This window comes from Aliivibrio sp. 1S128, assembly GCF_001691065.1.
Taxonomy (GTDB): Bacteria; Pseudomonadota; Gammaproteobacteria; order Enterobacterales; family Vibrionaceae; genus Aliivibrio.
In genome coordinates this window covers 114,303-137,936 of the sequence record NZ_MAJV01000107.1, presented here as the reverse complement: position 1 = coordinate 137,936, position 23,634 = coordinate 114,303, and the positions used below count along the sequence as shown (strand labels likewise).

The following is a 23,634-nucleotide window of genomic DNA, read 5'->3' as shown; positions in this document are numbered from 1 at the left end:
ACCTAAGCCTTTCCTTTGAGTATACCTAAAACGTGAATTAAGATACGTACATTTCTACGTATTTTTCCGCCGCGTTATCCCAGCTGAAATCTTGCTTCATTGCATGTAATTGCACACGTTTTATTTCATTTAGGTTTTGGCTATAAAGTAATAGAGAACGCATTAATACTAATAACAATTCTACAGGCTCTGGATTTTTAAAACTAAACCCTGTGGCATTATCAATATCACTGTCGTAGTCAGTTACACTGTCTTTAAGACCACCAACTTCACGAACAATAGGTAATGTTCCATAAGCCATGCTATAAATTTGATTTAATCCACATGGTTCAAACTCTGATGGCATTAAGAAGAAATCAGATGCTGCTTCAACCCAATGAGCTAACTTATTATTGTACGCTTCAACAAAAGCAAATTTATCACTATGTAACGCTGCAATTTCAGCCAATTGATTAGCTAGAACAGGGTCACCAGTGCCAACAATAACCACTTGAACATCATTCTTTAAGAACTGTTCTAAAATAGGTAACAAGTAGTGAATGCCTTTCTGGTGAGTCAAACGACAAACCATGCCATACATTGCAACGTCTCTTTGAGGCAAATTAACGTCTTCTTGTAGTACTGATTTGCATGCCTTCTTACCACGAACCATACTAATGCGGTTTGCTTTAAACTGTTTAGGTATAAAGCTGTCTACTTCTGGGCTCCACTCACTATAATCACACCCGTTTAGGATCCCAAACAGGTCTGACTCTCTTGATTGAAAATCAACAGCCATGCCATGAGAACCGAGTTCTGTAAGTAACTCTTTTGCATAAGTAGGGCTTACTGCATTAATTTTATCCGCACACAGAACACCGGCTTTTAGCATACTTATATGGCTGTGGCTTACTGCTGCTTCAGGCACATAATGTGCTTTAAACTCAGAAAGACATGCAATGTCATCATAATTAAAAATGCCTTTAAACACGGCATTATGTACAGATAAAACGGAACGAGTATGTGAAAAGAAAGCATCATTTTCGTAACGTTTTTTCAGCAGATATGGGACTAATCCGGTATGCCAATCATTCGCATGAATAACGTCAGGTTGAACATTAAGCTTTGGCAGCATATCAAGACAAGCAGCGCTGAAAAAAGCAAATCGTTCACCATTATCAGAATACGCTTGGTTATTTTCACCATACATTTCTGCACGATCAAAATACTCAGCACACTCAATACCAAACACCGAAATGCCATCCACTTCTAACGATCTAACTTGATACTGCGTATGTGGCCAGTGCGTTAATGTTGTTTCCAGTATAATATCAGCGGCATCTCGGCCTGAAATCGACTTATAGGCAGGCATCGCGATGTTAACTTTATGCCCTAACTTTTTAAGAGACTTAGGCAGAGCCTTGGCAACGTCTGCCAAGCCTCCACTTTTAATCAACCCTTCAACCTCAGATGCTACAAATAAAATTGAAAGCGTCTTAGTAACCAATTCTCACTCCTTTAGGGATAACGACTATACCCTCATCTGAAACATGATATATCTTCTTATCTTCTTGAAGATTAACACCAATTTCAGTTCCTGGGGCTATATCTACGCCTTTATCTACGATAACTCGGCGTAAAACACAGCCTTTACCGATTTTTACATCACCCAGAAGAATACTTTCACTAATATCACACGCAGAAGCGATGTTACTACGGAAACCAAGTACCGATTTCTCAATACGAGAACCACGGACGTAACTGCCACCACACACTAAACTGTCAATGATTTGAACTCGGCCATTGTCAGAATCTGTGAATGTCGCAGGTGGAAGTGGCGGGTAATATGTATGAAGCGGCCATTTACGGTTGTAGAGAGAGAATGGAGCATCTTTCTTAAGAAGATCCATGTGCGCTTCCCAGTACGACTCAATCGTACCTACATCACGCCAGTAAACTTCTTCTTTTTCACCCGTAATATGATTGGTACTAAAATCATAAACATACACATTCCCTTCTGGGAACATTTTTGGAATGATGTCCTTACCAAAGTCATGTGAAGAATCTTCAAGCTCAGCATCTATCTTTAGCTCTTTACATAGGCTTTCTGATTCAAAGATGTAGTTACCCATTGAGACCAATGCAATACCTGGTTGGCCTGGAATACATTTTGGATTCGCTGGTTTTTCTTCAAAACCAATCATTTTCCCTTTTTCGTCTACTTCGATAACACCAAAGCCAGTCGCGTCTTTCGCTGGCATACGAAGTGCAGAAACAGTCAGAGCTGCTTGTTTCTTCTTATGGAAATCGAGCATTTGTCGAATATCCATCTTATAAATATGATCAGAACCAAAAATACATACGTGTTCAGGATCTGATGCTTCAATAAAGCTAATGTTTTGATAAATCGCATCCGCAGTACCTTCGTACCAACGTTTACCTGTACGCATTTGCGCAGGAACAGGGTCAATAAAGCGATCGGTAATTCCATTTACATTCCAACCTTTTTTCATATGTTGGAATAATGATTGTGACTTAAACTGAGTCAATACATAAATACGCATTAAATCTGCATTTACAAAATTGTTTAAGGCAAAATCGATTAAACGATAGCTACCACCAAACGGTACTGCAGGTTTTGTACGTGACTCTGTTAACGGACGAAGACGTGAGCCTTCACCTCCAGCCAAAATCATTCCTAATACACCAGCCATTTTCTCTCCAACTTTTATAATTAAAATAGTAATTATTAAAAATATTACTTATATCTGTTTATTATGGGATTAACTTAACACATTTGGATTACAAAACTGTGATACATGTAACTTCAATTTGTTTACAAAAAAGATTCAACCAATAATGTGCATCAGCTCAATCTTTACCACCTTCAAGTTAACTTTGCGTTAACATAAAAGACACAAAACCAAAATACAGTATTACAGACTAAATAATATAATTTGCCTCAATATTAAACGATGTGCAATTATTCAGTCACTTATATAATCACAGAGGTGTTATATGCAACGGTCACTTTTTCAACAATTGCAACTAGTGTGGGATTACCATTTACTGAGCCAACCAATAAGTAAAAGCGACGCTATTTTTGTCTTATGTAGCTATGATTTACGTGTTGCTGAACATGCTGCACAGCTATATCTTGATGGTTATGCTCCATTATTAATTTTCTCTGGTGCTCAAGGTCGAGCTACTGAAGGTTTATTTACGCTAAGTGAAGCAGAAACCTTTGCACATGTAGCTAAAGATATGGGCGTGCCCTCTTCCGCTATTCTTGTCGAAACAAAGGCAACAAATACCGGCGAAAACATATTTTTCACTCAAGCATTATTGAAAGAAAAAAATATTTCGATTAATTCTCTTCTTTTGGTTCAGAAACCATATATGGAGAGGAGGTTACTCGCCACTTTCTTAAAAAACTGGGCCGATATCGAATTCTGTATTTCATCGCCTAATATTACTTTTGTAAATTACCCTACAGAAGAGGTCACATTTGATCATGTCGCTAGTATTATTCTAGGTGAATTACATCGCTTAAAAGTATACCCAACATTAGGATATCAAGAAGCACAGGATATTCCCGATGATGTTTGGCAAGCCTTTGAAAAATTGACTAAAATTGGGTTTGATGAGTATTTATTGCCAGAATAAGCGAGCAATGAAAAATCCCTGAATAACATAATTATTCAGGGATTTTTATTACGAAAAACTTAATTATTACTTCAAACGATAAAACATTGTCGACAATGGAGGAAGAGTGAGTGAGATAGATAGTGGTAAACCTTGAGATTCTACTTCTTCAGTTTTCACTTCACTAATGATGTCATAGCCGCTGCCACCATAAACATTAGCATCACTATTAAGGATTAGTTCATACTCCCCAGAAATTGGCATTCCTAAACGGAAATTTTCTCTTGGTGCAGGAGTGAAGTTACTCACAACCAAAATACGCTCGCCATTATCACCCAAACGTTCATGAGCAAGTACACTCATTTCCGCTTCATCTTGTAAACGCCATTCAAAACCAACAGGATTGCAATCGTTCTGATATAACGCAGGTTCTGATGTGTACAGCTTATTCAAATCACGGACTAAAGATTGCATGCCTGAATGACGTTCAAACTGCGTTAAGAACCATTGTAATTGACTGTCATGATCCCATTCAGCACTTTGAGCAATTTCAGCGCCCATAAAGTTGAGTTTTTTACCTGGCTGACCATACATATAACCCATATAGGCTCTCATGTTCGCCGTTTTTTGCCACTCATCACCTGGCATTTTATCTAAAATAGATCCTTTGCCATACACGACTTCATCATGAGAAAGTGATAACACATAGTTTTCACTAAATGCGTATACCATTGGGAAAGTAATGGTGTCATGATGATAACGTCTGTGAATTGGATCTTCTTGAATATAACTCAGGCTATCGTGCATCCACCCCATATTCCATTTAAAGCCAAAACCTAAACCACCATCAAATGTTGGTGCAGACACGCCAGGGAATGCAGTTGATTCTTCGGCAATAGTCATTGCATTTGGATAATGAGAATACACTTCTTCATTCATCCATTTTAACAACGCGATTGCACCGTGGTTATGGTTTCCGCCATCCCAATTAGGGATCCACTCACCATCTTCACGTGAATAATCAAGGTAAAGCATTGACGCAACCGCATCAACACGTAAGCCATCGATATGGAAGTGTTCAAACCAATACAGTGCATTTGAAACTAAGAATTCGCGCACGTGTTGTTGGTCATAGTTATAAATAAAACTCTGCCAATCATTATGCCAACCACGGCGAGGATCTGGATCATTAAACAATGACGTTCCATCAAAATTCGCTAAACCGTGTGAATCTGATGGGAAGTGGGCAGGAACCCAATCAAGAACAATACCGATACCCGCTTGGTGACACTGATCAACAAAGAATTTGAAATCATCAGGTGTACCAAAACGACTCGTCGGAGAGAATAAGCCAATTGGTTGATAACCCCATGATCCATAAAATGGATGCTCTGAAACAGGCATTAACTCAATGTGGGTATACCCCATATCTACAATATAAGGGATTAATTGTTCTGCTAATTCACGGTAGGTTAAAAAATCACCTTGTTCATTTCGCTTCCATGAACCTGCATGCAATTCATAAAACGAAAGTGCTTCCTTTTGCTTTTGAGTTACAGGACGAGTTTGCCATGAGGAGTCTTGCCACTGATATTCTTTTTGGTCATACACCACAGAAGCAAATGAAGGGTATTGCTCATTATAAGCACCAAATGGATCCATTTTATGAGGTAATGCTTCCCCACTTGGACCTTTTAGCTCAAATTTATATTTAGTCCCAGCGCTTTGTTCAGGAATAAATAGTACCCAAAGTCCATTATCAATGCGTTGCATTAAGTGACGACGTCCGTCCCATTGGTTGAAATCACCAATTACGCTAACAGAAGATGCATTAGGCGCAAACACGACATAGCGTACACCTTGTATATGCTTATTACCTCGCTCTACCGTCATTAAATGCGCACCTAAGTGGTTATACATTTCTTTTGGGGTATGAGCTTCAGCGTCTGTCGGTGATATATTATGATATTGATATGGGTCATCAATCACTTGCTCTGCACCATTCCAATCAACAACTAACTGGTAGTGAGTATTAGTAAGATCAAGTGAATCATTTAAGACGAATGCACCAGAAAGCAAAGGATCTGGCGTTAATAGATTGTCTGAATGTAGAGAGAGGCGAACACTTACCGAAGTGGCTCCTGGAAGCCAAACCCGCAATGCGATGTGATTTGATTGATATTGTGGACCTAGAAAAGAAAACGGATCTGAAAACGCAGCCCTTTCGAGCTGCATGTAAATGTCCTTTTCTTTACGTTCAACAAGTAAGTTCAACGTAAATACTCCTATTATTTTCGGCTAGCTTGAGCTCGAATTTCAGTTATGCGCTTAGTTAGTTCATTAACAGCTTGGCGATTAAATAATTCATCCAAGGTAATTGATAACTTACGACGCCAGTTTGGATATTCATCAACAGTTCCCGGTATGTTAACTGGTTTATCCATTTCTAGCCAATCTTCAAGCTGTAAACTGAGAAGCGTGCTCGATCCTGCTGCCAAATGATATTGGAGTGCATCACTCAGATGTCTATCCATAGGCACATAAGAGGCATCACGCCCAACTCTTTCAGGAAGGAAACCATGAAAATCAACACTATTTAAAATTTCTTGCTTTGACTCTGCACGAGTTTGAAATAATTCTTTCAATTGTTCAGGGTCAGGATAAAGGCCAATTTCTTCGCCCATTTTTAAATCATCACAATGCCAGAATCCACGTAATGTCGGCATATCATGAGTACATAATGCTGACATCGATTGTTCTTGGTAATGCGTTGGAGAATAGAATCCACCATCTTTTGCTGTTTCAAAGAAGAAAACTTTATAAGAATGAATACCTGCATCCGCTAATAAATCAACAATCTCATCAGGCACAGTACCAAGATCTTCACCAATAACAGAACATTGATGACGATGGCTTTCTAAAGCAAGAATGGATAACATATCTTCCACAGGGTAGTACATGTACGCACCCTTTGTCGCGTCTTCACCTTTTGGGATCCACCACAAACGTAATAAACCTAATACGTGGTCAATACGTAATGCACCACACGCTTTCATATTTGCGCGAAGTAATTCAATATATGCATCGTAAGCCGTTGCTTTTAATGCATGTGGATTTAATGGTGGTAAACCCCAGTTTTGGCCTAGAGGACCTAAAATATCAGGTGGAGCGCCAATGCTAACATCTAAACATAAGTTGCCATGGTCAGCCCATGTTTCCGAACCTGAATCCGCAACACCTACGGCCAAATCACGATAAAGACCTACGTCCATACCTTTACCTTCAGCAAATTGCTGAACATCATTAATTTGAGTAAAGGCAACCCACTGTAAGTACATGTACAAATCAACTTGATCACGGTTATCCGTAATAAATTGCTGAACTTGTTTATTATCAAAATGCTGAAGCTCACTTGGGAAAACAGGCCAACCCCAAATACTTTGATCTTGTGTATAAAGTTTATTATGAAGTGCATCAAAAGCAGCCTGATGAAGTAAGCTTTCTGCGCCCTCTTCAACAAACGCTAAAAACGCATCAGCACGTGCACTATTTTTATCTATATGGCGTGCTTTAAATTCTTCAAAAAGGAAAGGAAGTACTCTCATTTTAAGTGACGACACTTCAGTGTAGTTCACCCAATGAGATTGACGCGCTTCATTCAATCGTTGTTGGAATTCAGCACTACCCACTAATTCTTGAGCTTGATTACATAATGCAAATTCAGGCACTGAACACACATCAATGTATAGAATATTCAACCAACGACGTGATGATGGGCTGTATGGACTTGCGCCTTCAGGATTTGCAGGAAACAATGAGTGAATTGGATTTAGACCAACAAAATCACCACCACGGTTTGCAATATCACCCACTAACTGTTTTAGGTCACCAAAATCACCAATACCCCAGTTATGAGAGGTTCTTAATGTGTATAACTGGACGCTTGGCCCCCACATTTTTTTACCTTCATTAATCGCTTCTTGCTTAAAACACGCTTTTGGAGTGACAATCAATGTCATTACATACGGCGTTTTACGGCGTTTACGAATAATTTCTAATGTGTGGTAACCCCAAGGTAATACAGGCAGAGAAAATAATAATACACCGCCGTTATCACGCTCATCAGCAACAACTTGAGACTGTAAATACCCCTCAAGGATTTCACCCTCTTCAGTCGTTACTTTCCAACTGAATTCGCTAATACGTGCACTTTTACCTAACTGCATTTCAACGTGTAAAGGGTCACTGTCTCTAATGACTTTGACTGGTGCTAACACGTCTTTTTTCTGCATTTTTTCAGAAGAACTAAGCAGAGTTTTATCATTTTTGGTGTCATAACCTAAAGAAGCCAGTAAACAAGTTAAGGTCTCGTCACTGACTTTTGCTTCATCGCCCCAAGCGCTTATGTAACTATTTGCTAGCCCAGCCTGCTCTGCGATTTTATGTAGTACATTATTCTCTTTCATCGCTTTCTCCAAGGGCAGCATAACACTGCCCTCATTTATCTATTTCTGAATCAAATTAACGTTTTACCGCTTCTAGTTTCCAGATGTTATTTACATAATCACGGATACTACGGTCTGAACTGAATTTACCAACAAGAGCAGTGTTTAAAATAGCCATTTTCGCCCACTGTTTTTGATCACGATATGCCGCATCAATCTCATTTTGAGCACGAACATAATCTGCAAAATCCGCCAATACAAGGTAAGGATCACCGCCGTAAAGTAAGTTGTCACGAATTGCAGATAGTAGACCCACTTTACCTGGAGTAAACTCATCACCCGCAAGAAGATCTAACGATGCTTGCAGTAATGAATCTGCTTCATAATATTTATACGGGTTGTAACCTGATGCTTTTAGCGCTTCGACTTCATCAACATCAAGACCGAAGATAAAGATATTTTCATCACCCACTTCTTCACGGATCTCAACGTTTGCACCATCCATCGTACCGACAGTCAATGCACCGTTTAAGGCCATCTTCATGTTTCCCGTACCCGATGCTTCTTTACCTGCGGTAGAGATTTGCTCAGACACGTCAGCGGCTGGAATGATGATTTCAGCCATGCTCACACGGTAATCAGGAATGAAGACAACTTTTAAGAAATCAGACACGCGAGGATCGTTATTTACTTTCTCTGCCACTTTATTAATAGCAAAGATGATCTCTTTTGCTAAGTGATAACCCGGTGCGGCTTTTGCTGCAAAGAAGAACACTCGTGGGTGCATATCAAAACCAGGTTCATTCAAAATACGGTGGTATAGAGAAAGAATGTTTAGCAAATCTAAATGCTGACGTTTGTATTCGTGCAGACGTTTGATTTGAACATCAAAAATAGCATCAGTATTTAATTCAATACCCATGTTCTCTTGAACCCAATCAGCTAAACGTTGTTTGTTTTGCTTCTTAACCGCCATGAAATCTTTTTGGAATTTAGCGTCATCGGCAAATTTTGCGATATCACGCAATTGATCTAAATCTGCTGGCCAGTTATTACCAATCTTAGTTGAAATCAAGTTAGAAAGACCTGGATTACAGAACTTCAACCAACGACGAGGCGTTACGCCGTTCGTTACATTCGTTAATTTACCTGGGAAATATTCATTAAATTCTGGGAATAAATCACGCTTAACTAATTCAGAGTGAAGTGCAGCTACGCCATTTACCGCGTAAGAAGAAACAACACATAAATTCGCCATACGCACCATTCGGTGAGTGCCTTCTTCAATAATTGAAAGCTTACGTAGTTTATTTACATCGCCCGGCCACTTAAGTTTAACGCCTTCTAAGAATAAATAGTTAATCTGATAAATGATTTCCATATGACGAGGAAGCAATCGCGAAATTAACGATTCGCTCCATGTTTCTAGAGCTTCAGGAAGTAAGGTATGGTTTGTATAAGCAAACGTCTTAGAACAAATAGCCCAAGCCGCATCCCATGTTAAATTACGCTCATCCATTAAAATACGCATCAACTCAGGAATACCGATCGTTGGGTGTGTATCGTTTAATTGGATCGTTTCATATTTTGGAAGATCTTCAATCTTATGACCTGCTGCGTCATGGCGACGCAGAATATCCGCAATAGAACAGGCACAATGGAAGTACTGCTGCATTAAACGCAGTGTTTTGCCTTTTTCATGGTTATCATTCGGATACAAGACTTTCGTTACGTTACCCGCATCAATCAGAGCATGTTGCGCTTCAAAGTAATCACCATTGTTAAAACTAGCTAAGCTAAACGGTGCTTTTGCACGACATTCCCATAAACGTAGTGGGTACACCGTATCACTTTCATAGCCTACAATTGGTAAATCCCAAGGCATGCCTTCTACTGACATTCCAGGAATCCAACGGCGTTTCTCTTCACCATCAACAATATGTGTTTCTACATGACCGTAAAAACCTGCGTTTTGAGCGAAATCTGGACGAGCCACTTCCCATGGGTAACCTTCTACACCACACCATGCATCTGGTGCTTCTTGTTGACGCCCATCATCAAAAGACTGACGGAACAGACCGTATTCGTAATGAAGACCGTAACCAATAGCTGGGAACTCTTGTGCAGCCAAAGAATCCATAAAACAAGCAGCTAAACGACCAAGACCACCATTACCTAATGCAGGATCGCGTTCTTCTTCTAATAAATCAGTCAGGTTATGCCCTAACTCACCCATTGCATCCGTAATGTCTTCGTAAAGACCCATGCTAATTAGGTTATTACCTGTTAAACGGCCAATTAAGAACTCTAAAGATAAGTAGTTCACACTACGTGCGTTCTTAATTTTCTCATCATTTTCAGTACCAACAAGATCAAATGTTGTTAATTCAGCTAGGGCTTTACCCATCGCTAAATACCACACCTTAGACGTTGCTGTTTTTTCATCAGCACCAAATGTCGTTACTAAATGTTGTTTTACAGAAGCTTGAAATGCCGCTTTATCAAATTTTTTGATGTTGTTCTTTTTCATCTTTTGTCTCTCACGAAAGTTCATAAATCAACTGTTATTAATCCTGCCTGTTTCATCTAGGGGTCGCATCCTCCCTTTTAGGGGGAGGAGAATAAAAATAGATAAGGCGTAGCTAAAAGGAGAAAACATAACGTGATAAAACTCCAACTTTGTAGGCCTACAAGAGAGTCTTACGTGACAAAAAGCACATTTTTACAATACAAAACACCAAGTGATAACAAGATCACATTTTTGAACATTAATAAAATTACATTTACTACCGTTGTAGATTCGTTTTATTTACAAATCAAACAATAATAAAAACATAACTTAGCTCACAGTTATGGGGCGTAGATGGTACATCTTTTCTCATAATTGAGGATAATATCTTCAGTATTTTTAAGAAGAACAATAATTATGTTAATACCATCGAAATTACATTTCCCAAGACGCTTGCATAACGCAATCACGCGACAACGAGTGTTAAATACTCTGTCTGATGCTGCACATTACAAGCTAGTTTTATTTCGATCTCCCGCAGGCTACGGTAAAACAACAATGGCCGCACAATGGCTAGCAAATAAAGAGGCTACAGGTTGGTATAGTCTTGATGAAGGCGATAATGATGAATACAAGTTTGCAAAGTACTTCATTCAAACCATCAGCAATGCCACTAAGTTAGAGCTCCAACACTCCAAAGCCTTAACGGAAAAAAGACAGTTTGCTTCATTATCAAGTTTATTTTCTCAGGTTTTTACTGAGCTCATTCCATTCCAAGATGAAGCTTACTTTGTACTGGATGATTATCATTTAATTACCAATGACGCGATTCATTTAGGCTTAAAATTCTTCCTTAAACATTTGCCTGATAATCTTACTCTTGTTATTACCAGTCGCTCTCAACCCCCTCTTAACACCGCCAATTTACGTGTTAGAGATCTATTAATTGAAATCGACAATCAAAGTTTGGCATTTGATCAATCAGAGACCTCTCTATTTTTTAATCAACGCCTTAATAGTGATATTGACCAAGAATCAATTACCAATGTTCGTAAGCATGTTGAAGGGTGGCCATCCGCCCTACAGCTCATTGCGCTGCACAGTATTCAACACAATCAACCATTAAGTAATTCGACTCAGGCGATGGCTCAGCTTAATCACACTCATTTATGGGATTATCTTGCTGAAGAAGTCTTTGACCATTTAGATAAAGAGACACAGCACTTTTTAATGCGTTGCGCTGTATTTGATCATTTTAGTACTCAGTTACTGATTACGCTCACTGACCGAAATGATGCTCAGTTATTAATTGAAAACTTAAATCGTTTTGGTTTGTTCATTAATACCGATGGAGATAAAGGAGATTGGTACAAATTCCATAACTTATTTGCTGAATTTTTAACACATCAACGCCAAAACCATCTTTCACATGAAGAAACTCAGTTACAGAAAAAAGCAGCACAAGCTTGGTTATCAAGCGGTAATATTTACCAAGCACTTCGTCACGCAAAAAATGCAAACGATGATGCCTTAATTGCTGAAATTTTAACGCAACACGGTTGGCATTTATTTAACAATGGTGAACTAACCTTACTTGAATCAACCATCAATAGTCTTGAACCTGAGGTATTATTTACTTCACCAAGGCTTGTCATTATTCGAGCGTGGTTGGCGCAAAGTCAACACAACTATTTACAAGTCGATGATCTTATTTCAGAAGGTCAGCGAGAAATGTCTGCTCGAAATACGACGCTAGATAGATATATGCAAGGTGAACTTGATGCGCTTAGAGCCCAAGTGGCGATCAACAAAAATGAGCCTGAAGTAGCTCTGGCATTTGCAGAAAAAGCCCTTGAAGAACTAGACACCAACAAATATCGCAGCCGTATTGTTGCTACTTCAGTTATTGGTGAATATCACCACGTGTCAGGGAATCTTGCTCAAGCCTTAGCGCTAATGCAACAAACTGAAAAAATGGCCATGACTTATGGCATTTATCATCAAGCGTTATGGGCTATCTTACAACAAAGTGAAATATTAATGGCGCAAGGCTTTATGCAAGCGGCCTTTGATCTCCAAGATAATGGGTTTAAATTAATTAAAGATCAAGATTTGGGTCAATTGCCATTACATGAGTTTTTATTACGTGCCCGTGCACAGATTTACTGGTTCTGGTTTCGATTTGATGAAGCAGAACAATATACATGGAAAGGGCTAGATGTTTTATCTCCTTTTGATGAAACGAAACATCTACGTGGCTATTCAATGTTGGCTCGTTTAGCGGTGGCTCGTGGCGAATTAGACAAAGCAGAACGATACCTTGAAAAATGTCAGCAGCTATTAAGCCAAGCAGATTATCATATCGATTGGAAAGCAAATGCCTCTTCAGCACAGCTCTTCTATTGGCAAGCCAAAGGGAATACTAACGCTATGAGTTATTGGCTTAATCAAACAGAAAAACCAGAAACTCGCTGTAATCACTTTACTCAACTCCAATGGCGTAATATTGCCAGGGCACAATTTCATCTAGGCGATATTGAACTCGCAATCAATACCCTACAAACGTCACAGGCCATTGCTCAACAGCATAAACTGATCACAGATATCAACCGTAACGCAATCATGGAATCCGTTTTATTATACGAAAATAACCAAATTAATGAATCTGTCGAAGTAATGCATCTTGCTATAAAGCAATCGAATCAAACTGGTATTATTGGCAGCTTTTTAATGGCCGGTAAAGGAACACTAAAACCATTAGCAAAACTATTACAAAAAGGGCAAATTTCTGAACTTGAAAAGCATCGTATTGAACAATTACAAAAAGCATTATCTAACAATGAACGATCTCGTTCTGCTCACTTTGATGAAGCCTTTATTGAAAAAGTGATTAATAATCCAGAAGTTCCTGAATTAATTAGAGCGAGCCCATTAACTCATCGAGAGTGGCAAGTACTTGGCTTAATATATTCAGGCTTTAGTAATGAACAAATTGCAGCAGAGTTTGACGTGGCACCAACAACCATTAAAACCCATATTCGTAATTTATATCAAAAACTTAACTTACCAAACAGAAAAGCAGCCATCGCGATGGCTGATGAACTAGTAGGCATGATGAAATAATCATTATTACGACATTTTTTACACAAAACTTATGTATAATTACGCACCTTGGTGCATCATGCATAAGTTTTTTATCTACGTAGAGCTAAAATGAACTATTTAACGACATTTTTTAAAGGGATGGCAATGGGCGCAGCTGACGTTGTTCCTGGTGTATCTGGTGGTACGATTGCCTTTATTACGGGGATTTACGATACGCTTTTAGAAAGCATTCGACGTATTAATCCTTCTATTTTCGGATTATGGAAGCGCGAAGGTTTTAAAGCCGCATTTGCTCATATTAATGGTTTTTTCCTAATTTCTCTTTTTGGTGGCATTTTAACGAGTATTTTAACTCTCGCAAAATTCATCACATGGATGCTACACACACACCCTATTCCACTGTGGTCATTCTTTTTTGGTTTAATCATTATTTCAATTATTCATATTGCGAAACAAATTGAAAAATGGTCATTAGATCGCTTTATTATGTTATTAGCTGGTGCCGCATTTGCTTATAGCATTACGGTACTAAACCCAATGACAATGACTCCGTCTACTTTCACATATATTCTTGCTGGATCGATTGCTATTTGCGCCATGATTTTACCTGGCATTTCAGGCAGCTTCATTCTGCTATTAATTGGTATGTATAGCCCTGTGCTTGATGCGGTAAAATCACTTGATTTAATGACCATGGGATTATTCGCTTCTGGCTGTTTAATTGGTCTACTAAGCTTTTCACATGTGTTATCGTTTTTACTAAGAAAATTCCGCGACATTACGTTAATCTTTTTAACCGGCTTAATGGTCGGAACATTAGGTAAAATCTGGCCTTGGAAAGAAGTCATTGAATGGCGCATTAACTCAAAGGGTGAGCAAGTTCCGCTAATTGAGCACAACTTATCTCCATTCAACTATGAGCAAGTTACCCAACAGCCCGCTTTAATTGGTTTCGCGGTTATTGGTGTTGTACTTGGTATCGGCTTAGTGGTTGCTTTAGAAATGTACGCGAATAAAAACGAAAAATAATTTTTATACTCAATAAAAAATGGCGATAGCATAAGGATCTTATCCTTATTCTCATCGCCATTTTTATGATCTGTAATACGTTATATCTACTTATCTAAATGCTATTTAAGTCCATAAGATTGAATGAAAATAGAGGTTACCGTGTTTACCTTATTCTCCATTGCCTCACCTATAGGTTCAATATCTAAATTCATGACTTGCGGCCAGAAGAACAAACCTTGAAATAAACTCACATACACATCCGTCATTAATTTAGGATCGGCTTGTTTTAATCTTCCTGCGTCAATCGCTTCGGTAAACCACTGCGTTATTGCTCGAATACTATAAATATTTTTAATTAAGTTTTTAGCCATCTCAGGTTGGCGCAAAAACTCCATTACGATAGTTCGAGCCAATGCAATACCATAAGTATGATAAAGCACTTCAATTTCGTTATAAGCGATCTCATCTAACTGCTGCTTTGTGCTTTTACTGTCATCAAATTGATAAGAAACACTTTCATTAACCGAATCGTTAATAATAGTTAATACCGACTCAAATAAAACCTCTTTACTTTCAAAGTGACGATAAAGGGTGCGTTTAGACACTTCAGCTGATGAAGTAATACGATCCATATTTGCAGAAAGAAAACCATGTTCAATAAACTCTTCTTTTGCTGCATTGATGATATCAAGATGTTTTTGCTCTGATCGTGTCAATTTTTTCATCGTCTCCCCCTCAATAAATTATCACCAGTCTACGCGTTAGTGATAAATAAGTATACGCGAGAGTTTACTTAGTGTTTTTTTACTCGTAAAATAAACTCCTGAGTTTACTTTTATAATAACTCGCCACTTTTTATTTCAATCTATGACTCTTTTCATGAGGAATGAGTAAATGAGCTCAAGCATCTCTACATTAACGTTAATGAAAAAAACCACATTAGCCGTCAGTCTTGCCATTAGTACAATGATGCTCTCTAGTTGTGGTTCAGATGAATCCAAAGAAGTAATCAAGGCAGCAATAATTCGCCCTGCTCTTATTGAAGTTATCACTCCAAGTATAAATGCTCAGTTACGTTTCAATGGCGTAGTACGTTCAGCCCAACGCGCTGATTTGGCATTTAGAATGAATGGCCGTGTTATTCGTGTACTTGTTGAAGAAGGCCAGCAAGTTAAAGAAGGGCAACTCTTAGCACAACTGGATCCCCGAGATGCGAAAACAGCATTAGAATCCGCTCTTACTGAATATAAAAATACTCAAGCGGAATACCATCGTGGTAAGGCCATTTATGAAAAAAGCCAAGCCATTGCAAAAAGTGATTTAGACACATTAAGAACTCGTAATCGTTTAGCAAAAAATCGTTTGGAGGAATCAACTCGTCAATTGGAGTATACCCAATTAACGGCCCCTTTTGATGGTATTGTGGGGCGTAAAATGGTCGATAATCACATTCAAATACAAGCAAATAATCCGGTCTTAACGATTCATAACATCGACAAATTAGAAGTACTAATCAATATACCTGACAGTGTCATGCTTGGTGACTTAAAAGGGTCAAAAGCCGTTGCCCAAATTAGCTCAATGCCTAATGAACAATTTCCTCTGATATTAAGTACTTATGGAACGCAAGCTGATCCTATTACTCAAACTTACCCTGTTGTACTGACCTTTGAAGACTTAGGCGGTTTTAATGTATTACCAGGTATGACGGTAAAAGTCGTTCCTATTTATCCAAACTCTTCACTCGACGATAATTCGTTAATTACGGTCCCGCTTACCGCCATTGTGCCTGACAATAAAGGGGGACAATTTGTCTGGATTCTTGATACTAAAAATCAAATCAAGCAGCGCCAAATTAACACTGGAGAATTACTCACAAACCGAGTAATTATCACTGATGGTTTGCAGCTAGGTGAACGCATTATCATTGCAGGAGTCTCCAGTTTAAAAGCAGATATGACCGTAAAACCCTATTCAGATAAATCAGCAATGAATCACGGGGAATAAGCATGGACATTGCACGCTATACCATCGCTAAACGCACTTCTGTATGGGTATTTATTGCACTGATCTTATTTGGTGGTTACTTAAGTTATTTAAAACTTGGGCGTTTTGAAGACCCTGAATTTGTAATTCGCCAAGCGGTAATCAATACCCCTTATTCTGGTGCAACCGCTCAGGAAGTATCAGACGAAGTAACCGACATTATTGAAGGTGCCGTTCAATCACTTCAAGAAGTGAAAGAGGTTAAATCGGTCTCTAAACAAGGCATGTCTGAAGTAACGGTTGAAATCAAACTTGAATTTGCTCAAAGCCAAGCCGCTTTGCAACAAGTGTGGGATAAATTACGCCGAAAAATAGGAGATGCACAACGTCAATTGCCACCAGGTGCAAGCCCATCTATTGTTAATGATGACTTTTCAGATGTGTACTCTCTCTTTTTTGCCGTTACTGGTGAAGGCTTTAGTGATAAACAACTTCAAGATTATGTTGATGACTTACGCCGTGAGTTAGTCCTCGTCCCTGGTGTTGCAAAAACAGCAACATTAGGAGAGCGTCAAGAAACAATTTTCGTTGAAATGTCGAGTGAGCGTATGGCGCAATTTGGTGTTTCTACAGAAAGGGTATATCAAGTTCTGCAAAAGCAAAACATCATTACCGTGGCTGGCAGTATTGAAACGAATGCAATGCGTATTCCTGTTATCCCAAACTCTGGGATTAATTCAATTAATGACTTAAACAACCTACAAGTGAGCCTTGGAGATAATAATACCGTTCTTCGCTTAGGTGACATTGCAACCGTCATTCGTGGCTATCAAGAACCAAGCTCGATGTTAGTTCGTTATAATGGCGAACGTGCCGTAGGCTTTGGTATTTCAAACGTATCAGGTGGCAACGTCGTTGATATGGGCGACGCTGTAAAAGTACGTATTGCAGAGCTTGAAGGACAACGGCCATTGGGAATAGAGCTGAACGTTATTTCCATGCAATCAGATTCAGTTCGAGCTTCGGTCACTAACTTTATTGATAACTTAATCGCCGCCGTTGTCATTGTATTTATCGTATTGCTATTATTTATGGGGCTACGCTCCGGCGTCATTATCGGGTTCGTTTTACTGCTTACCGTTGCTGGTACTCTATGTATTATGCTTATCCAAGATATTGCGATGCAAAGGATCTCTTTGGGGGCATTGATCATTGCACTAGGTATGTTAGTTGATAATGCGATTGTGGTTACTGACGGTATATTGGTTCGTTTACAAACCACACCTAATGACAGCCGCAAAGCGATCGTATCCGATGTTGTTAATGCAACACAGTGGCCACTACTCGGTGGAACAGTTGTCGGGATCTGTGCTTTCAGTGCTATCGGTTTATCTCCCTCTGACATGGGTGAATACGCTGGTTCTCTATTTTGGGTTATCTTATATTCCATGCTGTTAAGCTGGGTATTTGCCATTACAATTACGCCGATGCTATGCCATGATTTTTTAACCGTAAAAGCCATTAATAATGACACTCCACCGAGTCGTATCAGTCAACAATACCGCCAGTTATTAACCTGGGTATTAGCGCATCGTGGTATCAGTGTAGGTCTTTTACTGGTTGTTTTATTTACTTCTATTTATGGTGTTCGTTATATTCCACCGGGGTTTATGCCAGAATCTCAACGTGCGCAGTTTGTCGTTGATGTTTATTTACCCCAAGGATCAGACATCAAACGTACTGAACAAACTATTGCTGCCATAGAGCAAGACGTGAAACAAAAAGAAGGCATTACCAATATCACCAGTTTTGTTGGCGGTGGTGGTTTACGCTTCATGCTGACTTATTCACCAGAAGCGCGTAACCCAAGTTATGGACAGCTATTAATTGATATTGATGATTATCAAAACATCGCTCCACTATTGGTAGAACTGCAAACCGAATTGGATGAAAAATACACGGACGCGTCAATCAAAGTATGGAAATTTATGCTAGGCCGTGGGGGTGGTAAAAAAATTGAAGCGGGCTTTAAAGGACCAGACAGCCAAGTATTGCGTCAACTAGCAGAGCAAGCGAAAGCCGTCATGTTAAATGACTCACAACTGATCGCAGTTCAAGATGATTGGCGTCAACAAGTACCTGTATTGCGACCTCAATTTTCGGAAGAAAAAGCACAACAATTTGGATTAACAACACAAGAGATAAACACTGCCATTGCACAAACCTTATCTGGTCGTAATGTCGGTGTGTATCGTGAAGGTAATGATCTTATTCCAATCGTTGCTCGCTCACCTGAAACTGAACGTAATCATGAACGAGCTATTGAAAATACAGAAGTATTTAGCCCTATTACTGGCGGCTTTATCTCTGTTAGTCAATTGATTAAATCATCAAACTTAGTATGGGAAGACGCTATTTTACGTCGTATTGATAGAATGCCAACCATCTTAGTACAAGCAGACCCTGCTCCGGGTGTGTTAACCGCCGATGCATTCAAACAAGTTCGCGAAAAAATCGAAGCGATTGAGTTACCATCAGGTTATCAATTGATTTGGTACGGGGAATACAAAGCCTCTAAAGATGCGAATGAAGGATTAGCTATCTCTGCGCCTTATGGTTTTGCCGCGATGATCTTATCAGTGATCTTTATGTTTAATGCACTTCGTCAACCCTTAGTTATTTGGTTAACTGCCCCACTTGCAATCATTGGTGTATCAATAGGATTAGTCATATTCCAAACGCCGTTTGAGTTTATGGCAATACTTGGGTTCTTAAGTCTTATCGGTATGATGGTGAAAAATGCAATCGTACTTGTAGACCAAGCGGATGTCGAAGTAGGTAATGGTAAGCCCCCTTATAATGCGATTATTGATGCGTCATTAAGTCGTGCAAGACCGGTATTACTCGGCGCATTAACCACTATTCTGGGGGTTGCCCCTTTACTTATCGATCCGTTCTTTAAAAGTATGGCTGTAACGATTATGTTTGGTTTGTTGTTCGCAACAATTTTAACTCTGGTTGTTATCCCTCTCTTTTATGCGATGTTCTTTAAAATAAAAATAAGTCATTAAGTCGTATATCACTGAATGACAAAGACTAAAAAAGGAGCGTTCAATGCGCTCCTTTTTTATCTATTCATCACATCGATATCAGATTTTAATATCTACTTTATCTTTATATCGACGATCTTCTTTAAATCGTCTCTCATACAAAATAGGTTTTGATGGATAATTTCGTCGTTCTTCTTTTTTACGTAACTCTGCTTGGTACGTACCATCAACATCAACTGTTTCAATAATATCGTCTTTTGACTCTAGTAAGGATTTATTATCCATCATTCACCCCTCTTCAACCGACTACCCAATCCTGAGCAGGTACCAAACCAACAAATGTTGCTTATATGTTATGTTTAACATAACAAGGACAGTTAACCAAGTGATCATTTATAACACCAGTCGCTTGTAAAAATGCATAGCAAATCGTTGGGCCTACAAATTTAAATCCACGTTTCTTTAAATCTTTACTTAAGGCATTCGACAATTCGGTCGTTGCAGGTACTTCTGTCATATTCTCCCAATGATTGATGATCGGTTTATTATCAACGTAGTTCCATAAATATTCTGAAAAACTACCACACTCCTGTTGGATCTTGATAAACGCATGGGCATTCGTAATCACTGAATTAATTTTTAAACGATGGCGTACAATACGAGTATCTAATATTAATGCGTCTATTTTCTCTTGATCATATTGACTGATTTTTTCAATATCAAAATGATCAAACAATAATCGATAACCTTCTCTTTTTTTTAAAATAGTACTCCAGCTTAACCCCGCTTGTGCTCCTTCTAATGTTAAACATTCAAACAATTTACGCTCATCGTAAATAGGAATAGCCCATTCATTATCATGATACTCTCGATCTAAGTCAGACACTTCAGCCCAAGCACATCGCTTTCTGTTCATTTATTATTCGCCTTTACTTCGGGTTATTAACTAAGCTCACATTACAGTAACAAGTATCATGCCATCGATTTACCTTATGCTACCATTTACCTATCTTTTCTTTAAGTTGTGATCTGTATGAAAATTGTCGTCTCTGCGATTAAAGTTGCATCTGTGATCGCCCTATTTCTTATTGGTTTCTTTTTTTCAGATCTTACCGATTTTGTTAAAAGTCATATCGCACCCTCCATCCCTTTTGAAGATACCTGCCAATTATCTAGCCATGTTTGCAGTAAAGATAACGTCAACATCACGTTAGAAAAAGATACATTAACGCCTTTAGAGCCTAGTTCTATTACCGTTAATTGGCCAAATTCTGATGCGGATAAGATTCTACTTTCTCTTCAAGGGCTTGATATGGAAATGGGAACCCCCATATTCCAGCTGCATAAAACAGGTAACCAAACCTATAAGGGTGAGATTTTACTGCCTATATGCACACAAAATACCATGACATGGGTTGGAACAATCAGTGATGGTTCAAATTCTGTTGCCATTTCTTTAAAGGCCATCCAATGAAAAAAATCATACTTATTATTGCTATAATCTTATTAGGGTTCGGCGTAAAACAAGCGTATTTATCCCAATCAAAAATAGACACCAATCTCTACGGATTAGAAAATAAGAACATTGATCTTTTTGATCTTAATGATCCCCGTATTCGAATTGTCTATTTTGGCTTTACTCGCTGTCCTGATGTATGCCCAACCTCATTGGCCATGCTTTCTGGTGCTTTCAACCACATTGATAAGGAAACGTTAGCACAATTTCGCCCCGTATTTATTACGCTTGATCCAGAAAGAGATTCTCCGGAACACGTAGCGGAATACGCTCACTATTTTCATAACACCATTGAAGGCAGCTCTGGTTCTGTCGATGCAATAACAATATTAGCTAAACGTTACAATGTCATTTTTCATAAAACAGAACTCGCCGATTCAGCTCTAGAATATACAATTGACCACTCTTCCTATTTTTATTTTTTAAAACCTGACGGTACATTAATCACTAAAGTCGCTCATACCATTACGCCCGATCCGATAGTAGAAGCCATGCATTCTCTATCACAATAAAAACAACTAGTGTCCATAAAGGACCATTACTTCTTAAAGGAATAGACAATGAAAAAAACAATTTTGGCCCTAGGCGCCCTTTTACTTAGCTCAACCGCTTTTGCTCAAAGTGACCTTATTATTGAAAACCCATACGCACGAGCAACACCACCTAATGCTACAAACAGCGCTATTTTCATGGCAATTAAAAACACAGGTAATGAAGATCGAACATTAGTATCTGCAAGTACTTCTATTGCGAATAAAGTTGAATTACACACCGTAATAAAAACCGATGGCATGATGAAAATGCGTGAAGTTAACGCAATTGAAGTCCCAAAAAACAAAGAAGTAATGCTACAACCAGGTGGCCTACACATTATGTTATTTGATCTCACTCAACCGCTAACAGAAGATGAGTTCATTGATGTCACATTAAACTTCAAAAATGGTGATAAAGAGCAATTTAAAGCACCCGTAAAAAAAGTAATGGCGGGAATGAAACACAAAATGTAATCCTGTCTTTCTAATAAGTCAGAGTGTCTTATTAGAGATATATACATTTCAATAGACCTGTCAAACTGCATCTCATTACCTATTAACGAGATGCAGTTCACATGTATTACTTATTACCCCTCTTCACCGTATTAATTTGGGGTGGCAACTCCATTATCAACAAAATGGCTGCATCTGCTATTGAACCAAGTGCAATGAGTTTTTATCGTTGGGCATTTGCTATGCTTCTTCTAACCCCATTTTGCTTACCTTCTGTCATTAGATCACGTCACGTTATTCGCCCTTATTTATCTAAATTGGCATTTTTAGCGCTGCTTGGCATGGTTTTAAACCAATCTTTAGGATATTACGCAGGGTTAACGACTACAGCCTCTAATATGTCACTCATTACCTCTTTAGTGCCACTGATCAGTATTTTCCTTAGTTTGCCATTATTGGGTAAACGTATCTCTAAATTAAGTATTGTCGGTGCGATAATTTCACTTTTTGGTCTTACCTTCATGTTGGGCCATGGCGATATTACTTTCTTTTTGCATCAGCCTATTACTGAAGGTGATGGCTTAATGGTTATTGCCGCTAGCTGTTACGCAGCTTATTGCGTATTACTGAAACGCTGGAAAATGCCAATTACGAGTTGGCAGTTAATTTACATGCAGGGGCTATTTGCAGTTGCTATGCTGACGCCATTATGGTTAACCAGTGATAACTTATTGCCAACAGAAAGCGCTATCCCATTAATCATGTATGCATCTATTGCTGCGTCTATTCTAGCGCCTTGGATGTGGGTTAAAGCCATTGACGTTATTGGTGCAGAATCCAGTGCGATGTTTATGAATTTACTGCCCGTCGTTGCAGTATCACTTGCTGCGGTTCTATTAGGTGAGAAGATTGAGAGCTATCATTTGATGGGTGGCTTAATGGTGATCTCTGGTGTTATTTTGGCTCAGATCAAAGTCAAAAAAGCCAAAAAAGAAGCTAAAATACTCCTTAAAATCTAGCAAGTTCAGCGTTGTATATGCGATAAAAAAGCCGACTATGATAAGTCGGCTTTTTTGTAATTATTTAATCGATGGTTTTGTCATTGCTTAATATAAATGACTGAGTAACTTAATGACTCGCTTCTTCATGATGCTTAGTTAATTGTTGGTATAACATATCTTTTAGCTCCATACGTTGAAGCTTTAGTGCATGCATATTGTCATCATCAATCGGACTTCCCGATATTTCCAACTGACGGATTTTATAATCCAACTCATGATACTGCTGAAGATCCGCTTTGAATGTCGCATCGGCATGGTTGAGCTGAACAATGTCTAATTTAAGCTCTGGAAAATCTAAAATAAAAGCATGGTTTTCATTTAGCATCGGCATTCCCTTTTCA

18 protein-coding genes are annotated in these 23,634 nt (G+C 38.7%); 9 read left to right on the top strand and 9 right to left on the bottom strand.

The window, feature by feature from the left end:
- Positions 1–37: 37 nt before the first annotated feature.
- Positions 38–1,486, bottom strand: a complete 1,449-nt coding sequence (glgA, locus tag A6E03_RS14930) for a glycogen synthase GlgA (RefSeq protein WP_065601177.1) — start codon at positions 1,484–1,486, stop codon at positions 38–40.
- Entirely contained in the window at positions 1,476–2,693 is a 1,218-nt protein-coding gene (gene glgC / locus A6E03_RS14925; protein WP_065592821.1) for a glucose-1-phosphate adenylyltransferase, read from the bottom strand. Before glgC ends, glgA begins: the two co-directional genes overlap by 11 nt.
- 304 nt (positions 2,694–2,997) lie before the next feature.
- Between glgC and A6E03_RS14920 the strand changes: the two genes are divergently transcribed.
- Positions 2,998–3,645, top strand: coding sequence for a YdcF family protein (locus A6E03_RS14920; RefSeq protein WP_065592820.1), 648 nt, complete (start codon positions 2,998–3,000; stop codon positions 3,643–3,645).
- Positions 3,646–3,711: 66 nt separating this feature from the next.
- Here the strand turns inward: A6E03_RS14920 and glgB are convergent, their stop codons facing one another.
- The 3 genes from glgB to A6E03_RS14905 are packed head-to-tail and all read right to left on the bottom strand — an operon-like array spanning position 3,712 to position 10,599.
- Positions 3,712–5,859 (bottom strand): 1,4-alpha-glucan branching protein GlgB, encoded by a 2,148-nt coding sequence (gene glgB / locus A6E03_RS14915; protein ID WP_065601186.1) that lies wholly within the window; start codon positions 5,857–5,859, stop codon positions 3,712–3,714.
- A 53-nt stretch (positions 5,860–5,912) separates the two neighbouring features.
- Positions 5,913–8,090, bottom strand: a complete 2,178-nt coding sequence (malQ, locus tag A6E03_RS14910; protein ID WP_065601176.1) for a 4-alpha-glucanotransferase — start codon at positions 8,088–8,090, stop codon at positions 5,913–5,915.
- 55 nt (positions 8,091–8,145) lie between these two features.
- Positions 8,146–10,599 (bottom strand): glycogen/starch/alpha-glucan phosphorylase, encoded by a 2,454-nt coding sequence (locus tag A6E03_RS14905; protein WP_065601175.1) that lies wholly within the window; start codon positions 10,597–10,599, stop codon positions 8,146–8,148.
- 396 nt (positions 10,600–10,995) lie between these two features.
- Here A6E03_RS14905 and malT point away from each other — a divergent pair, with 396 nt between their 5' ends.
- Positions 10,996–13,701 (top strand): HTH-type transcriptional regulator MalT, encoded by a 2,706-nt coding sequence (gene malT / locus A6E03_RS14900; protein WP_065601174.1) that lies wholly within the window; start codon positions 10,996–10,998, stop codon positions 13,699–13,701.
- A gap of 90 nt (positions 13,702–13,791) precedes the next feature.
- On the top strand, positions 13,792–14,712 hold the full coding sequence (locus A6E03_RS14895; RefSeq protein ID WP_065601173.1) for a DUF368 domain-containing protein: 921 nt from the start codon (positions 13,792–13,794) through the stop codon (positions 14,710–14,712).
- 101 nt (positions 14,713–14,813) lie between these two features.
- Here the strand turns inward: A6E03_RS14895 and A6E03_RS14890 are convergent, their stop codons facing one another.
- Entirely contained in the window at positions 14,814–15,419 is a 606-nt protein-coding gene (locus A6E03_RS14890; RefSeq protein ID WP_083190373.1) for a TetR/AcrR family transcriptional regulator, read from the bottom strand.
- A gap of 169 nt (positions 15,420–15,588) precedes the next feature.
- Between A6E03_RS14890 and A6E03_RS14885 the strand changes: the two genes are divergently transcribed.
- Together A6E03_RS14885 and A6E03_RS14880 are read left to right on the top strand one after the other, a co-directional pair.
- Positions 15,589–16,701, top strand: coding sequence for an efflux RND transporter periplasmic adaptor subunit (locus A6E03_RS14885; protein ID WP_065592815.1), 1,113 nt, complete (start codon positions 15,589–15,591; stop codon positions 16,699–16,701).
- A 2-nt stretch (positions 16,702–16,703) separates the two neighbouring features.
- Complete coding sequence (locus A6E03_RS14880; RefSeq protein ID WP_065592814.1) at positions 16,704–19,751, top strand: efflux RND transporter permease subunit; 3,048 nt, start codon at positions 16,704–16,706, stop codon at positions 19,749–19,751.
- 78 nt (positions 19,752–19,829) lie between these two features.
- Here A6E03_RS14880 and A6E03_RS14875 read toward each other — a convergent pair whose 3' ends face one another.
- Positions 19,830–20,018, bottom strand: a complete 189-nt coding sequence (locus A6E03_RS14875; protein ID WP_255310652.1) for a hypothetical protein — start codon at positions 20,016–20,018, stop codon at positions 19,830–19,832.
- A 58-nt stretch (positions 20,019–20,076) separates the two neighbouring features.
- Positions 20,077–20,646: a DNA-3-methyladenine glycosylase I gene (locus tag A6E03_RS14870; RefSeq protein ID WP_065592813.1), complete on the bottom strand. Its 570-nt coding sequence runs from the start codon at positions 20,644–20,646 to the stop codon at positions 20,077–20,079.
- A gap of 117 nt (positions 20,647–20,763) precedes the next feature.
- Here A6E03_RS14870 and A6E03_RS14865 point away from each other — a divergent pair, with 117 nt between their 5' ends.
- From A6E03_RS14865 to A6E03_RS14850, 4 genes are all read left to right on the top strand, one after another.
- Positions 20,764–21,204, top strand: coding sequence for a hypothetical protein (locus A6E03_RS14865; protein WP_065592812.1), 441 nt, complete (start codon positions 20,764–20,766; stop codon positions 21,202–21,204).
- Positions 21,201–21,758 (top strand): SCO family protein, encoded by a 558-nt coding sequence (locus A6E03_RS14860; RefSeq protein ID WP_065592811.1) that lies wholly within the window; start codon positions 21,201–21,203, stop codon positions 21,756–21,758. Before A6E03_RS14865 ends, A6E03_RS14860 begins: the two co-directional genes overlap by 4 nt.
- Before the next feature lie 48 nt (positions 21,759–21,806).
- The gene (locus A6E03_RS14855; protein ID WP_065592810.1) at positions 21,807–22,253 is read left to right on the top strand and encodes a copper chaperone PCu(A)C; all 447 of its coding nucleotides are present in this window, start codon (positions 21,807–21,809) and stop codon (positions 22,251–22,253) included.
- A 101-nt stretch (positions 22,254–22,354) separates the two neighbouring features.
- Complete coding sequence (locus A6E03_RS14850; protein ID WP_065601172.1) at positions 22,355–23,251, top strand: DMT family transporter; 897 nt, start codon at positions 22,355–22,357, stop codon at positions 23,249–23,251.
- 109 nt (positions 23,252–23,360) lie between these two features.
- On the opposite strand, the gene A6E03_RS14845 is transcribed toward A6E03_RS14850, so the two are convergent.
- On the bottom strand, positions 23,361–23,618 hold the full coding sequence (locus tag A6E03_RS14845; RefSeq protein WP_141677010.1) for a YdcH family protein: 258 nt from the start codon (positions 23,616–23,618) through the stop codon (positions 23,361–23,363).
- Positions 23,619–23,634 lie beyond the last annotated feature (16 nt).

Coding starts and splice junctions, on each gene's coding strand:
- glgB (WP_065601186.1), bottom strand. CDS start 5,859: ATGCAGCTCGAAAGGGCTGCGTTTTCAGATCCGTTTTCTTTTCTAGGT.
- A6E03_RS14885 (WP_065592815.1), top strand. CDS start 15,589: ATGAGCTCAAGCATCTCTACATTAACGTTAATGAAAAAAACCACATTA.
- A6E03_RS14895 (WP_065601173.1), top strand. CDS start 13,792: ATGAACTATTTAACGACATTTTTTAAAGGGATGGCAATGGGCGCAGCT.
- A6E03_RS14870 (WP_065592813.1), bottom strand. CDS start 20,646: ATGAACAGAAAGCGATGTGCTTGGGCTGAAGTGTCTGACTTAGATCGA.
- malT (WP_065601174.1), top strand. CDS start 10,996: ATGTTAATACCATCGAAATTACATTTCCCAAGACGCTTGCATAACGCA.
- A6E03_RS14880 (WP_065592814.1), top strand. CDS start 16,704: ATGGACATTGCACGCTATACCATCGCTAAACGCACTTCTGTATGGGTA.
- A6E03_RS14855 (WP_065592810.1), top strand. CDS start 21,807: ATGAAAAAAACAATTTTGGCCCTAGGCGCCCTTTTACTTAGCTCAACC.
- A6E03_RS14905 (WP_065601175.1), bottom strand. CDS start 10,599: ATGAAAAAGAACAACATCAAAAAATTTGATAAAGCGGCATTTCAAGCT.
- malQ (WP_065601176.1), bottom strand. CDS start 8,090: ATGAAAGAGAATAATGTACTACATAAAATCGCAGAGCAGGCTGGGCTA.
- glgC (WP_065592821.1), bottom strand. CDS start 2,693: ATGGCTGGTGTATTAGGAATGATTTTGGCTGGAGGTGAAGGCTCACGT.
- A6E03_RS14890 (WP_083190373.1), bottom strand. CDS start 15,419: ATGAAAAAATTGACACGATCAGAGCAAAAACATCTTGATATCATCAAT.
- A6E03_RS14865 (WP_065592812.1), top strand. CDS start 20,764: ATGAAAATTGTCGTCTCTGCGATTAAAGTTGCATCTGTGATCGCCCTA.
- A6E03_RS14920 (WP_065592820.1), top strand. CDS start 2,998: ATGCAACGGTCACTTTTTCAACAATTGCAACTAGTGTGGGATTACCAT.
- A6E03_RS14875 (WP_255310652.1), bottom strand. CDS start 20,018: ATGATGGATAATAAATCCTTACTAGAGTCAAAAGACGATATTATTGAA.
- A6E03_RS14850 (WP_065601172.1), top strand. CDS start 22,355: ATGTATTACTTATTACCCCTCTTCACCGTATTAATTTGGGGTGGCAAC.
- A6E03_RS14845 (WP_141677010.1), bottom strand. CDS start 23,618: ATGCTAAATGAAAACCATGCTTTTATTTTAGATTTTCCAGAGCTTAAA.
- A6E03_RS14860 (WP_065592811.1), top strand. CDS start 21,201: ATGAAAAAAATCATACTTATTATTGCTATAATCTTATTAGGGTTCGGC.